11 protein-coding genes are annotated in these 12,292 nt (G+C 56.1%); 4 read left to right on the top strand and 7 right to left on the bottom strand.

All coding sequences use genetic code 11. The annotated features are described in order from the left end of the window. Positions 1-230: 230 nt before the first annotated feature. From C5B85_RS08900 to dpgA, 4 genes are all read right to left on the bottom strand, one after another. Entirely contained in the window at positions 231-1,298 is a 1,068-nt protein-coding gene (locus tag C5B85_RS08900) for a methyltransferase (RefSeq protein WP_219819381.1), read from the bottom strand. Next, positions 1,295-2,515, bottom strand: coding sequence for a PLP-dependent aminotransferase family protein (locus C5B85_RS08905; protein WP_104285672.1), 1,221 nt, complete (start codon positions 2,513-2,515; stop codon positions 1,295-1,297). Before C5B85_RS08905 ends, C5B85_RS08900 begins: the two co-directional genes overlap by 4 nt. Beyond that, positions 2,505-3,383: an enoyl-CoA hydratase/isomerase family protein gene (locus C5B85_RS08910; RefSeq protein ID WP_181064358.1), complete on the bottom strand. Its 879-nt coding sequence runs from the start codon at positions 3,381-3,383 to the stop codon at positions 2,505-2,507. The genes C5B85_RS08905 and C5B85_RS08910 overlap by 11 nt, the downstream gene beginning before the upstream one ends. Before the next feature lie 966 nt (positions 3,384-4,349). Continuing rightward, positions 4,350-5,474, bottom strand: coding sequence for a 3,5-dihydroxyphenylacetyl-CoA synthase DpgA (gene dpgA, locus C5B85_RS08915; RefSeq protein ID WP_219819382.1), 1,125 nt, complete (start codon positions 5,472-5,474; stop codon positions 4,350-4,352). Between dpgA and C5B85_RS08920 the strand changes: the two genes are divergently transcribed. Then, on the top strand, positions 5,461-6,270 hold the full coding sequence (locus C5B85_RS08920) for an enoyl-CoA hydratase-related protein (RefSeq protein WP_104285783.1): 810 nt from the start codon (positions 5,461-5,463) through the stop codon (positions 6,268-6,270). The genes dpgA and C5B85_RS08920 overlap by 14 nt on opposite strands. Positions 6,271-6,277: 7 nt before the next feature. Here the strand turns inward: C5B85_RS08920 and C5B85_RS08925 are convergent, their stop codons facing one another. Then, positions 6,278-7,408, bottom strand: coding sequence for a glycine amidinotransferase (locus C5B85_RS08925; RefSeq protein WP_104285674.1), 1,131 nt, complete (start codon positions 7,406-7,408; stop codon positions 6,278-6,280). 616 nt (positions 7,409-8,024) lie between these two features. Here C5B85_RS08925 and C5B85_RS19780 point away from each other — a divergent pair. Then, on the top strand, positions 8,025-8,957 hold the full coding sequence (locus C5B85_RS19780) for a ScbA/BarX family gamma-butyrolactone biosynthesis protein (RefSeq protein WP_146077905.1): 933 nt from the start codon (positions 8,025-8,027) through the stop codon (positions 8,955-8,957). On the opposite strand, the gene C5B85_RS08935 is transcribed toward C5B85_RS19780, so the two are convergent. Beyond that, positions 8,878-9,519 carry a ScbR family autoregulator-binding transcription factor gene (locus tag C5B85_RS08935; protein WP_104285676.1) on the bottom strand — a complete coding sequence of 214 codons (642 nt, stop codon included), beginning with the start codon at positions 9,517-9,519 and terminating at the stop codon, positions 8,878-8,880. The two genes, C5B85_RS19780 and C5B85_RS08935, sit on opposite strands and share 80 nt — an antisense overlap. A gap of 62 nt (positions 9,520-9,581) precedes the next feature. Here C5B85_RS08935 and C5B85_RS08940 point away from each other — a divergent pair, with 62 nt between their 5' ends. Continuing rightward, a complete protein-coding gene (locus C5B85_RS08940; RefSeq protein ID WP_104285677.1) occupies positions 9,582-10,487 on the top strand; it encodes an NAD(P)-dependent oxidoreductase in 906 nt (301 codons plus the stop codon). A gap of 203 nt (positions 10,488-10,690) precedes the next feature. Here C5B85_RS08940 and C5B85_RS08945 read toward each other — a convergent pair whose 3' ends face one another. Next, positions 10,691-11,278: a DUF3846 domain-containing protein gene (locus C5B85_RS08945; RefSeq protein WP_181064359.1), complete on the bottom strand. Its 588-nt coding sequence runs from the start codon at positions 11,276-11,278 to the stop codon at positions 10,691-10,693. 628 nt (positions 11,279-11,906) lie between these two features. On the opposite strand from C5B85_RS08945, the gene C5B85_RS08950 reads away from it, so the two are divergent. Then, on the top strand, positions 11,907-12,254 hold the full coding sequence (locus C5B85_RS08950; RefSeq protein WP_104285679.1) for a hypothetical protein: 348 nt from the start codon (positions 11,907-11,909) through the stop codon (positions 12,252-12,254). The last annotated feature ends 38 nt before the right edge of the window (positions 12,255-12,292 follow it).

The following is a 12,292-nucleotide window of genomic DNA, read 5'->3' on the forward strand; positions in this document are numbered from 1 at the left end:
GCTTTCAAAGGCACACTTGACTATTTTCACTCGCGGACGTTGTCCTCGTCCGACTCTTTCCAGCTTCCGGTGTCTGTGAACATGTTCTCCTCCTCTCCATTGATACAACCACTGCATTCTGCAGGGTGGGCTTAGTCCGTCTCAACAATCATCAGCGTTATATGATTGCCTTGGCGTCGAATCAACCAGTCCTCATGATTCACGAGCAACTATCACGCTTTAACTCTGACCTACCCCAGTGAGTCCACTTTCACCCCTTGCGTCAACCCGTGCTCATACGGAAGGCCGCGTGAGGAGGACACATCCACAAATCCCGACTCAATGAGCCAAGTTTCGTAATCTCCCGCCGGGTAGGTCATTCCGTTACCCGTAGCAAGAGTCGTCAAATAGAGTGCAAGGCGGGCAGAGAAGACCCCTCGCGTCTCTTGGTCGTTGGGATCAAAGCCGTAGATATAGATTCGCCCGTTGTTCCTGAGAGCGTGGCGGACGCCCGACAGGATAGATAGAATCTGCGTCGGTGAGAAGACTTCGAGGAAATGCGAGCAGAGCACCGCATCAAATTCCTCGTCAAACGTCAGTGCAAAAGCATCACCGGACAAAACCTCAATACGTTCATGATCGTTCACGTCCCGAGCCCGCTCTGCCACAGAGGGAAGATCCACCAGTGTTACCTGCAGCTCCGGATACATCTCGACCAACGCAAGTGCAGTAGTACCGTCGCCACCGCCAAGGTCCAATAGTCGCCTGCAGCCACCCAGGTCCATCTTCTGCAGCAACGATGGAAGGGAGCGCAGGGTGAACGCGGACATGGCATCGTGCAATAAGGCTTCCGCAACATTGTCCCTCTGCAAGCGTGCGTATAGGGTATCTTCAGATCCGGGATAGGCATCAAGCGCTGCGTTTCGTGACTCTTTCACCGAGTTCGTCAGGTGAGCGAAGGCGGGATAGTACAGCGCACGCCAGCCAGGGAGTATCCGCGACCAACTGTCCTGGCCAGCCTTCGCGAAGAAGTCAGATGCCAGTGCTGAATTAGAATAGCCTTCCCCTCTTTTTTTGACCAACCCGGTTGCACAGATAGCGAACAGCAGGACCCGAAGTTTCGATGGCTCTACTTCAAGAGATTCTGCGATCTCCGACATCTGCCGACCCGGACTTTCCTCCAAAAATCGAAAAAGGTCGAGGTCTATTGCCGTTACGATCGCATTGAATAATGCCGGACCGTTGACTATTAGTGCAAAACGCTCAAAGTCGTCCATCTCGGCCTTGCTCGCCCGCTTTGAATCCTGTGCCTCGTTCACAAGGTCTCCGTTCTCTGCAAATGTGTCAGGAAGCATCCAAGCCTGTGCACAGCTATCCTCATGTCGTCCTCTCGAATCGCACTACATGAGAGCCGGAGACTGGTGTCGCCTGCGGCCCCCTTGTAGAAGAATCGCATTGGTGTCCATAAAACCTTAAATTCCGCGGCCGACAGTTCAAGCTGCTCCTCGCCCATTCGCCAGGGCGTCTCCACGACCACGAAGAAACCAGCGCTCGGACTGGACCACGTTACGCCGAATGCACGCAAGTCCCCTAGCATTTCATCCAAGTACGCGAGAAGTGCACTTAGGCGCTTTCGATAAGCCCTACCAAGACCTCTCGACGCACGCGACAGGAGCGGATAGTCTTTCTCTAACATCCGAGCCACTATAATCTGACTGAGCGCTGGCGTATTGACAGTAGTCATGTTCTTTAACAGGGCTACTCGCTTAGCTAGAGAGGCCCCGTCGTGAACTACTTCGGTCAGGAGGTATCCCACACGAAGAGAAGGACTTACTAGTTTGGAGAACGTTCCTATCTGCACGACGCAGCCATTGGTGTCCAACTCCGCTAGTGAAGGCAGTGGGACATCAGAGGTAAAGGCATATGTGGTGTCCTCAATGAGTATTAGCTCGTACATCTGGGCTAGTTTCAGCAATTTGATGCGACTCTGCAGATCCAGCACGCTTCCCGATGGATTGCTATTATCTGTCGCGAGATAAACCGCACGTATCGGCTTTTCCTCAGTTTTGGCTCGAAGAATCGCCGCCTCGAGATCTTCTGGATTGAAGCCGTCGCTACGCTCGTCTATATCCACGGTCGGAAGGTCAAGAAATGCGGCAGCACCCCTCACACCAGGAAACGCAGGTGCGACGATCCCAAGGCTGCCCCGTTCTCGAATGTCTAGTGCACGCATGATGAGAAGCATCGCCTCTTGTGCACCCACTGTTACCACCACGTCGCCTGGGTCAACAGTTGCACTCAGAACAGCTGAGAGGTGCCGTGCTAGAACGTCGTTGATCAACCCGCGGCTTGCGTGGTAGGAGAACATGCTTCGGTCACGCTTGCGCTCGTTCAAGGCGTCCATGAATGTTTCACCGGATACATGGTCTAGCGTCGGTGCGCCAGCAGCCAGGGAAAGTGACGCGGGATAGCGATGAGCAATCGTGTTCAGAAAGTCAATGGAACCATAGATCTCATCATCCGCTTCAAGACTCATGAGAACCGCCCATGAAATTTCGGGTCCTGGCTAGCATTTCGGGTGATCGGATGAGTTCGGCCTGTGCCTCCGCGAAATCGGCCATGTATCTCGCGAAAATGTCGTCAGGTTCGACAGTCCCGTTAACGATTGCCTTATTGGCCAGAACCGCTGGAATCTGACTCTGCTTTTCAAGATCAGAAATGCGCGCACTTAGTTCATCGCTGGAACAGACGGTGTCGACTAGGCCGATGGAAAGAGCGTCTGATGATGGAACACGCCTACCACTGAATAAGATCTCTCTGAGCGCGGAGAGTGAAACCCTCTCCCTGAGTCGCAGAGGAGCTACACCTGGAATTATCCCTTCGTTTACAGCAGGGAGCGCTACCCATGCGTTGTCGACGAGGATCACGTGGTCACAGGCGAGGGCCAGCTGCAGGCCTCCTCCGATGGCAAAGCTATCAACAATGCAGACCCAAAGCAGGTCCTTCTTACGTCGCACCGTCGGATCATATACGCCGGAAAAAATCTTGCGTAGTAGACCAACTTCTTTCTCGAGGAGAAATTCCAAGAACGATATTTTTCCTTCTGCAAGATGCTTCAGGTTGATCCCGGAAGAAAGCACACGCGATCCTTGATACTTGCCAGAGTTAATGAGCCCTCCTCGAATAACTCCAAGCGTAACGCCGGGCGTAGTTGTCCCGATGTCAACAGCAATTTCGAGATCTAAGGCAAGCTGGTTCGTCTCTGCGTTGAGCGTTTCGGGGAGCTCTATTTGAATTTCAACCCGCCCTCCATGCTGTCTCATGGTGAGAGTCTCCAAGCGCAGAAGGCGGTCGGTTTGAAACTTCCTGGCAAGTTCTTCACTCGAAACGAGTGGATTTGCCATTAGTCGAAGAACATCGCGTCGCGTTTCCTCAGCTCGCAGAAGGGCTGCCACAAATGAGGCCTGCAGTACCTCCGAACGACCTTCATCTTTCGACGGGTCAGAACTGTCTGTCGAGCCTTCAGCCACGCGAAATTCATCAGGGTACAGTTCAACTACGTTCCACACGACCTGCGAGAGACGTTTCGCTGGTCGAACTGCCACAGCACGGAGGTACATCTCGGTGGCGTTGGTAACTATTCGTCGCGCTCTGCTGTCTTCGGCTAGTGAATTAGTGTCGCTCGCGGACGCGACATAGCCGCGATTGGTCGACCTAGACATCATGAGTCCTTGGAGAATTCTGACGCAGGGTCCGATCCACGGCAGCAAGATGTACGCCAAGCGCCTGTTCATAGGACACCTCATCAGCTTCCGTCATCAACTGTGACCTGAGCTTAAAAGCGACACTGTCGGTGCCCTTGGTTCTGAATGATGCGGTGGCCTCATTCACCTCTGGGCTGACTTCATCTACTAGTCCAACACACTTTGCCCAACCCAGTTGAGGGAAACTCTTAGCATAAAGAATGCGTCTAGTATTTGCGCGTCCAACGAGTCGAATCAGCCGGTATAACCACATTCCTGGCGGTGCCGCACTAAGGCCAGACCAAGGGATTTCCGGCTCATCATCAACCACACGAAAGTCGCATGCAAGTGCTATTTCCCATGCAATGTGAGAGCTAGTGGCGGAGACAACAGCGATCGATACAGGCCTAGCTGATTCGAGTGTTCGTAGGGCTTTTTCCCAACGGCCCACAGATCGCACGTCAAGGTCCGTGTCGTTCACCGAAACCGATAAGTCGCGCAGATCAATTTCTATCCATTCCTCAGGGCGCGATCGCACAAAATCTCGCAGGTCAGCGCCGAGCTGGCTTAATGTTGTGTCCGTGCCAGGATTGAAGGTTCCCACTGGCGATCCGTCCAATTCGAGCATCAATCCACTTCCGCTAGTGCTGTTTCTATAGTTGCGCCGGGCCCCATGGTCACGAGTGCCAACGAATCCATGGGACGGAGACTGTCCTCTTGTATAAGTCTCGAAAGCGAGAACAAGAAAGAACCGCTGGACAAGTTCCCGAAGTCTCGCAGTACCCCGACCGTGTGGCGGAGCTGGTAGCGACTAAGACTCAAATTGACCCGGGTGGCATCAATTACCTTCTTACCGCCAGAGTGAATAATCCAGTGATCAATGTCGCGACTAGTCATGTCGGCGTCGTGCAAAAGTCCGCCCAGGGCCGATTCCATATTTGCACCAACAACATACGGGACCATGGGGTCAAGATAGAAGCTAAAAACACTCTGCTCGGAGTTCCAGTCATACCGCATGGCGTCCAGGGCGGTAGCGTCGATGTGACTACTGAATTTTTTAAGCTTGATCGAGGTCTTTGCGCCCGGCAACGCGGTCTTAGTCACGACGGCTGCCGCTGCTCCGTCGCCAAATAGGGAATTTACTACAGCAGATCTCATTGTTCCGTCGTGGATATACGCAGCAGAGCAAACCTCAACACACAGGACCACGGCGAGTCCATCAGGATTCAGGCTGGCCCAGTTGCTCACTGCTTGCAACGCGTTCAGCCCCGCGTTGCAGCCCATACCGACTACATCGAGACGAGCGCATTTTTCGTTCATGGATAGCGAGTGTATTAGCCGTGCAGATATCCCCGGAGTCATGAATCCTGTGCTAGTGACGCAACACAGGTACTCAACGTCGCTCGGCATGCGACCAACTGCGCTCAGTGCGTCTAGTAGAGCTTTCGAAGCAAGTTTCAAACTCCATTCCGCGTGCTTCTTGAGCAGTTCCCCCTGACTCTCGACCTTAGCGCCACCAGCACCCTCACGAGAAGGAAGAACCAAGTGCCGCTTTTCAATACCACCCCTGAGAAAGAGGGCTCGCCTTTTATCGTCCTCTATCCCTAGAATTCGAAGCACTTCTTGTTGGTCGAAGCTGTACGGCGGCACGCTTGTTCCTACAGAATTGACGGTCGCGATACCGGATTCGGCACGCAATCCGCCACGTTCCCTACCCATCATGCGGTACTCTTTGAGAATGGTAGATGGCAAGGAGTTCAAGTTTATCCGCTGTGAACGAGTCGGCCGAGTTCTGTACGTGACGCTCAGCCGACCGGAAGTTCTCAACGCTATGAACGATGCAATGCACGTCGAGCTGAATTCCGCTTGGACGAATTTTCAAACGGATCCGGAGCTCTCGCTCGCCGTGCTGACGGGTGAGGGAGAGCGCTCCTTCAGCGTTGGCGCCGACCTCAAGGAGATGGCGAGTCATAGACCCGCAGACAATGGCCTTGCCTCGACCTTCGGTAGCGAAGGAAGACCAGGCTCGCCTCGTTTGACGGATCGCTTCGATATTACGAAACCCATCATCGCCAAGGTACGAGGCTACGCGCTCGGAGGTGGACTCGAGCTCGCAATGGCCTGCGATATTCTTATTGCGTCTGACGATGCGGTGTTTGGGCTGCCCGAAGTCAGTCGTGGTCTTGTGGCAGGTGCCGGCGGAGTCTTCAGACTGCCTCGTCAGATACCTCCCCGCATAGCTGCGGGTTATCTCTTGACAGGACGGACGTTCGGGGCCCCTGAAGCTTTCCAATGGGGCCTGGTAAATGAAGTCGTGCCGACCTTGGAACTCAATGGCGCGGTCGAACGTTGGGTTCGTGAACTTTCCAGAGTTTCGCCCGTTGCACTCCGTGCTACTAAACAAGCAATGTGGTCTTCCCTTGATATTGCACTGCCCGCTGCATTCACTGAGTCCTTCTCCGAGGAAGAAGCGCGACGTAGGAGTAGCGATGCCGCTGAAGGCCCGCGAGCTTTTGCGGAGAAGAGGACGCCGAACTGGACTTCTTGACATCGATCTAGTCAAGATAGTTCTCGAGGCCACCGTCACGCACCGTGTCCAGCGTAAAGCAGTGGAACCCGCCGCCGAACAGACGCCTGTGACGGTGCTTGACCGGCACTACTGTGAACTTTTGTCGCTCTAGCTCAGATACGAGTTCTGGACAAGCCTCATTCACCATGACGGTATCCTCGTTCACCGAGAGTACGTTGAGGTCAATGTAAGGACTAGTGAGGATTAGATCCTCGCGGTCATATGTGGGAAAATTGTTTGTAGACGGTGCCGGTGGGACAATGTAGTCCCATTTTTTCAGTTTGTCGGGCAGGTAATCCAGTACCCCAGAGTTCCGGACTAGCAGTAGTCCCGGCTTGAGTGCCAGCACCATGCTGTCAATGTGGCTGTCGCTGAGCCCGTCGACTCTGTGGAAACGGAACCTGCCCTCGTAGTGACGTTGCAACCAGTCGAGTCCGAGTTGATGATTTGCTGTGGACACATTGACTAGAACATCCGCGCCGAGTTTCAGGCACTGAGCTCCGTCGATCATGATCTCATATCCAACGTCGTATGGTGAGTCAGTAGGGTTTAGAACCGGTTCGGTAGGTCCGCCCAAAGAGCTCTCAGCATAAGAGGGGTCAAAGCTTTTGTCCGTCATGATTGGACGAGGCATCGTCGCCCAGCCGGAACCGTCACGGAAGTAGTCCATGAAAATCTTCTGCATAAATCGCGTTTCGAAGTATCGACTCCGCACCATGGGCGCAGTTTCGAGAATTTCGTTTCCTAGAACTATCGTGTTGTCGCGAACGTTGAGTGGAGGCACGACCGAGGCACTCCAATCAAGTGTTTGAACGTCTGCGGTTTCGGCCGAAAGATCCATCGGCCTGAGAACTTTTACGCCCAACCCCACGAGAGCGTCCTCCATGCCCTGCAGATCCTCGTTTAGCTCATCCACGTATTTCTGATTGATCGACGTCCGTGCGTTGAGTCGGCCCCCAGGATTCGCCAGGCGGGGGTAGACCCACTCCGATCGTTGAATATTGTCGTGGAAGAAGAGGTCGAACGAAATCTCTCGCTCGTGCGACGTGTAGTTGAGTGCAGATCCAAGCACGACTTCTCGTAGCTGTGACCATTCATCGAAACTGTTCACTCTCAAGCCTGAACTCCTTTGCCCTAGCGGTGTCATTTTGGCGGAGGGTGGAGCCTCTGGCCCGCGGGCCGCCCCCCACAGCAGACCGTCGGTGAAACATACCTCTCGGCAGGTTTGTTTCGCAAGCACTATTTTCTTGGCCAGGATTAGACCGCTTCCTAGAGCCCGACTGGCCCTAGGGGGTGTGGTGAGGTAGGTGGCAAGAAGCGAGCGAGATGACCTCCCTGCCGGATCGTGAAGTCTGTCAACGCTGGTCGTCGCTCGCCTGAACTGCGCGGATCTTGCAACGACTGGTAGCGAGCTGCTGCGAGGATCTGCATGGTGTCCGACAGCCAGTGCATCCGTCCTCAGTAGGATCCGGTCCCCACCAGACGAGGTCCCTCTGGCAGAGCAAATTGATGACTCCGGAAGAGGGTGCTGGGGCCCCCTCGGCGTCGCCCGTCGACTCAGCATGACAAGCGCACCCCGACACTTCGGAAGTAGCCCGCCCCTCACGCCCGTGCTCTCACTGATCATGTAGCCTGACCAAACCAAACCTGCTAACCGGCTGATTTCGGTCGGTACGATCCCACTGGAGCTGATCGTGAACCCTCATGAACGAGAAGTCGCTTTCAGTTCGCCCGTGAATCGGGAGCTGGTACATCGCGCGTCCACCTCAGAGGTGCTCCCTACTTCGTTCTCCGACACATCTAAAGGGACCTTCGTTGCGGGCATACAGTGGCCGCGTCGACATTCCTTCTACGGCCCCGAGCGGTTCGATTCAGCGCTCATTGCCGAGACCATCCGGCAGCTGACAGTGCTGACGCTGCACGAGGGCTACCGGGTGCCACTCGAGCACAAGTTCATGATGACCGGCTTTGGCTTTCAGATTCACGGCGTGCAGCCGAGCGTGGTGCGAAGAGCCGCCGCCGTGGAGCTTGTGGGTTTTGTTTCTCTTGTTGATGCACGTTGGTCAGGTACCGATCTTCGTGGCGGCAAAGTAGAAGTTGCGATTCGAACTCGTGAAGGCCAGTTGATAGCGGAAGGGTATGGCGTGGCGCGCATTTGTAGCGCTTCGACATACGCTCGGATCAGACGTCAGGGTCTGGGCGATAGTCTCGGGAAGACTCAACGGTTGGAGAAACTGCCAGCAAGTGACGTTGGCAGGCAACACGCCTCCGACGTCATGATCGGCAGAACGTCCGACCCCGCCATCCACTCGATTCAGGCGGACCTAGACCAGCCGTACTTTTTCGATCACGCTCTCGACCATGTACCAGGGGTCGCGCTCATCGAAGCCATACGTCAGCACGCTTGCATCCAGCACGCAAATCCGCACGTTGATCTTCAGCGATTCGAGGCCACATTCACGCGGGTCGTAGAACACTCACCGTCAGCAACGGTTCACGCCAGCCCGCACTCTGAGAACTTGTTTCTGATTACGCAGGGACCCGCCGTATGCGTTCGCGCCACGGCAACGCTCCGGGTGTTCGGGCCTACACAGGTGTCTCGAAAATTTCCTTCATCTGTAAAAGGCGGCGCTCAACCTGCTCCGGGGGCACTGTTGCTCGAATAACCAATTCCCAAAAGCCCGTCATGCGCTCCAGGAGATCTTTCCGCTCGCTGAACGCCTCGGATACGAGCTGGATGCCGGTATAGCAGGGGATAATGAGATTGGCTAGCAACACTGGATCTGTCGACCTGGTGAAGAAACCCTCTTTAACCGCCTGTTCCGCAAGAACGCTGAACGTACGGATCCAATCTTCGTATGGCTTGCGGACGGGGGTGCCCACCGTTCTTGAATCGGTAGTGAGCTGAATGCCGGCGCGAACGATGGGATCCGTCATCAGTTTGCGAGAAAGGTCTTCACAGAGACGCATCATTTTTACGAGGGGGTTGGCCGATGAAGCGAAGATCGTTACGGCATCCAACCGAACTGTTTCATGCTGCTGCGCGATAAGAGCTAGCGCGAGTGCCTCTTTGGAGGCAAAATGAAAGTACAAGGCGCCCTTTGTTACGCCGGCATGATCGCTCACGCGCGAAAGGCTCATGTCCGAGTAACCGGACTCCTGAATGAGCGTTGCAGCGGCCTGCAGGATCCTGGCTCTGGTCTGCACAGCCCGATCTTGACGAGGCATGATGCTCCACTTCTGTCCGCATCGTGCGGACTCACGGACAAAATGAGGGATGTGAGAACAACATGCGCTCTGAGATTGCAGTTGTCGGTGCCAACGGTTTTATAGGCCGTCGGGTGAGTGAGTCGCTTGGAGAGCGGACAGGAATCACCGTAGCCCAACACGTGCGGCGTCACCCGGATGAAAGCCCAACAGGATTCGATTTGCGCGAGCCTTCATCGGTACTGGCCACGCTTGGCCGCCCTCTGACAGTCGTACATGCAGCCTCCTACGTCGGAAGCGATGTGAGCACCGCACTTGAAGTGAACGTAATCGGTACACAGAATCTTCTGGCCGCGGCCAGAACCGCGCAGGTTCACCGCTTCGTCTACGTCAGTACAGCGGCTGTATACGGACGCGGCCCGTTCCACGAACGCAACGAACGCAGCCTCGCGATCGCACCTGCTTCGGTATTGAGCCAAACGCGCGCACAAGCTGAGCAGCTCGTCCTAGACGCCGGTGGCATCGTCGTGCGTCCCCACCTTGTGGTGGGTGCAGGCGACAAGTGGGTCCTACCAACGATTGCAAGACTGATCAAGGCTCTAGGTTCGCACATTGACGAAGGGATTGCGCTCCACTCGACCATCCATGTTCGAGAGCTTGGCGAGGTAGTCGCGTGGCTGGCAACGCACCCGGACATTGCACCTGGCGCGTACAACGCGTCCACGAAGGTTCCAACGTCTGCCCGTGTACTCACGAAGTGGGCCGAAACCGCTGACCCTAGTGTCTCGCCTGCAGGGTCGCTCTCGCTCAGCAGTGCGCAGTCCAGTCTGGACGAGAACGCTTTTCTTCGGAACGCGGTCAACCTCCTGGGGGTTCATCACACGTTCGACATCAGCAAGCTACTCGCATCAGGATACGAGCCGCCGGAAAGCGAGACAGGCCTCGATCGAGGCGATCTCGCCTGGTACGAGCGCTCCTTGGCCCACTGAGGTGCAGGCCCACCAAACCGAATCGATCGAAACGACAGCTAGTGCACCTGCATGCCGTTCGGTGCGGCGTCAGTGAACACAGCCGGACTAAGCCTGCCAACCAGGAGCGCGTCATTTTTGGCATTAGAAAAGGCGGTAGCCACCCATGAAGATCAGTGCTCTTCACCAAAGGTGACTACCGCCTGCGTTGACTGCCGCCTGACTTATGCCTGCGGCTGCCACTTCTCGGCGAGGTGACCGGGGAGTTGCGCGGACGGAACAACCTTGGTCGCGCCCACATCACAGCGATGCTCCGATAGCGCTACCGACCACAAAGCCGCCGAGAAGTAGTCCTCGTAGCGGGCGCTACTCAAGAGCCAGTTCGGGTTTCCCGCGACGAACGGCAGTAGGACAGCGTTGAAACGACTGCCGGATCCAATCCGCTCGCTCTCAGAACCTAACCGGATCATGACCGCATACTCCCGAGGTTGTGTCAGGAGCGCGACGGTCTCAGCGGGCACATCCGTGGCTTTGCCGTCATCGTCGGGGTACCCGACCACAACAGCATCTCCGACCAACATGGCATCGGGTAGCCGTTCGCAATTCGCCCACCAGATTGCGGAGGCGCGAGCATTGAACGGCAGGCGACGAACGAGCCCCTCTTCGTTGACGTAGATGCTGATCCCCAATGCAGGGACATCCACGGCTTCGGTCCATCCGTCGACGAGCCGGCGATACTCATCGTCCGACTCGATGTCGATGAGCTCGATTGGCTCATCGACATCTGCTGCTATACGCAGGCATGTAACCATGTTGTTCTCCCTCGTTCGAGCGGCTGGCAACGGATCGTTGCCGGGTAACCGCATGGAACGAGTGAGCTGTGGAAGCCCTCGCCGAGTGACTATGAACTAGCTGATCGGTTCTGTCAAGAGTTCGTTCGGCTAACAGGGCCGCGCCAACCAGCCCAAAAATAGGGAATCGCGGACTTACCACAGAGCAGGAGCCCGTGAGCATTCTGACGTTTCCTCGCATAAGTGATTCCTCGGCATTCAAGACCACGTCATCCGAGAGATCGGTCCGACCCCCGCTATGCCGTATTACAGGACGACCTACTGCATAGCGTCACGGTGCACGAGTAGGACCCAGCCCAGTTGCACGCCGGGCTCTGCGCGGACACTCACCCCTTGCAATCGCACCGAGCGCACGCTGTCGCCCTCAGGTGGCATATGCCACTGAGTTGGCATATGCCACTGATCAAATAGTGGTCGGGGCAGCCACCCGGATGGTTGGCGATGCCAACCAAAGTCCGCTTGGAGACCAGCGGCCCATCACGGCGTGGGGAGAACTCCCCGTCGTTTCACTGGACCCCACTGGGTCCCACGTGCTGGACTGGCGATTCACAATTTGGAAGCGCACCGCTGGGGTGTACAAGGGGGAAGCATGAAGTTCGCAATGGAAGACCAGACCCTGGTCACGCTCGGCCACAAGTCGCAGACGGAATCGGACGACCTCGGCGAGCTCGTGAAGCAGCTCTTCGACGCGGCCGAGCCGCTCGCCTCCACCTTCAACGGCCCCGCCAAGGCGAGCTTCAACAACTTCAAGGCGAAGACCGACGACATCTCGAACGCGCTCAACTCGGCGCTTGCCGGAATTGTCACCTCGATCAGCGGCCAGAACAAGGCGTTCGTCGCTGCCGCAGACGACGGTGCCGCGACCCACGAAGCCGCGGCTGGTTCGACGGACTTCAGCGCCGAATCGTTCCTGACGCGCATCCGCCCGCAGGCCTGAGCGCCGCCACACCATCAGCAGAGACTTTTAGAGGACAC

Origin of the sequence: Pseudoclavibacter sp. AY1F1, assembly GCF_002931075.1 — a bacterium.
Classification (GTDB): Bacteria; Actinomycetota; Actinomycetes; order Actinomycetales; family Microbacteriaceae; genus Pseudoclavibacter.

Excerpts from the sequence above, each read along its gene's own strand:
- C5B85_RS08905 (WP_104285672.1), bottom strand. The coding sequence starts at position 2,515 with ATGAGTCTTGAAGCGGATGATGAGATCTATGGTTCCATTGACTTTCTG.
- C5B85_RS08910 (WP_181064358.1), bottom strand. The coding sequence starts at position 3,383 with ATGGCAAATCCACTCGTTTCGAGTGAAGAACTTGCCAGGAAGTTTCAA.
- C5B85_RS08920 (WP_104285783.1), top strand. The coding sequence starts at position 5,461 with ATGGTAGATGGCAAGGAGTTCAAGTTTATCCGCTGTGAACGAGTCGGC.
- C5B85_RS08935 (WP_104285676.1), bottom strand. The coding sequence starts at position 9,519 with ATGCCTCGTCAAGATCGGGCTGTGCAGACCAGAGCCAGGATCCTGCAG.
- C5B85_RS08940 (WP_104285677.1), top strand. The coding sequence starts at position 9,582 with ATGCGCTCTGAGATTGCAGTTGTCGGTGCCAACGGTTTTATAGGCCGT.
- C5B85_RS08945 (WP_181064359.1), bottom strand. The coding sequence starts at position 11,278 with ATGGTTACATGCCTGCGTATAGCAGCAGATGTCGATGAGCCAATCGAG.
- C5B85_RS08950 (WP_104285679.1), top strand. The coding sequence starts at position 11,907 with ATGAAGTTCGCAATGGAAGACCAGACCCTGGTCACGCTCGGCCACAAG.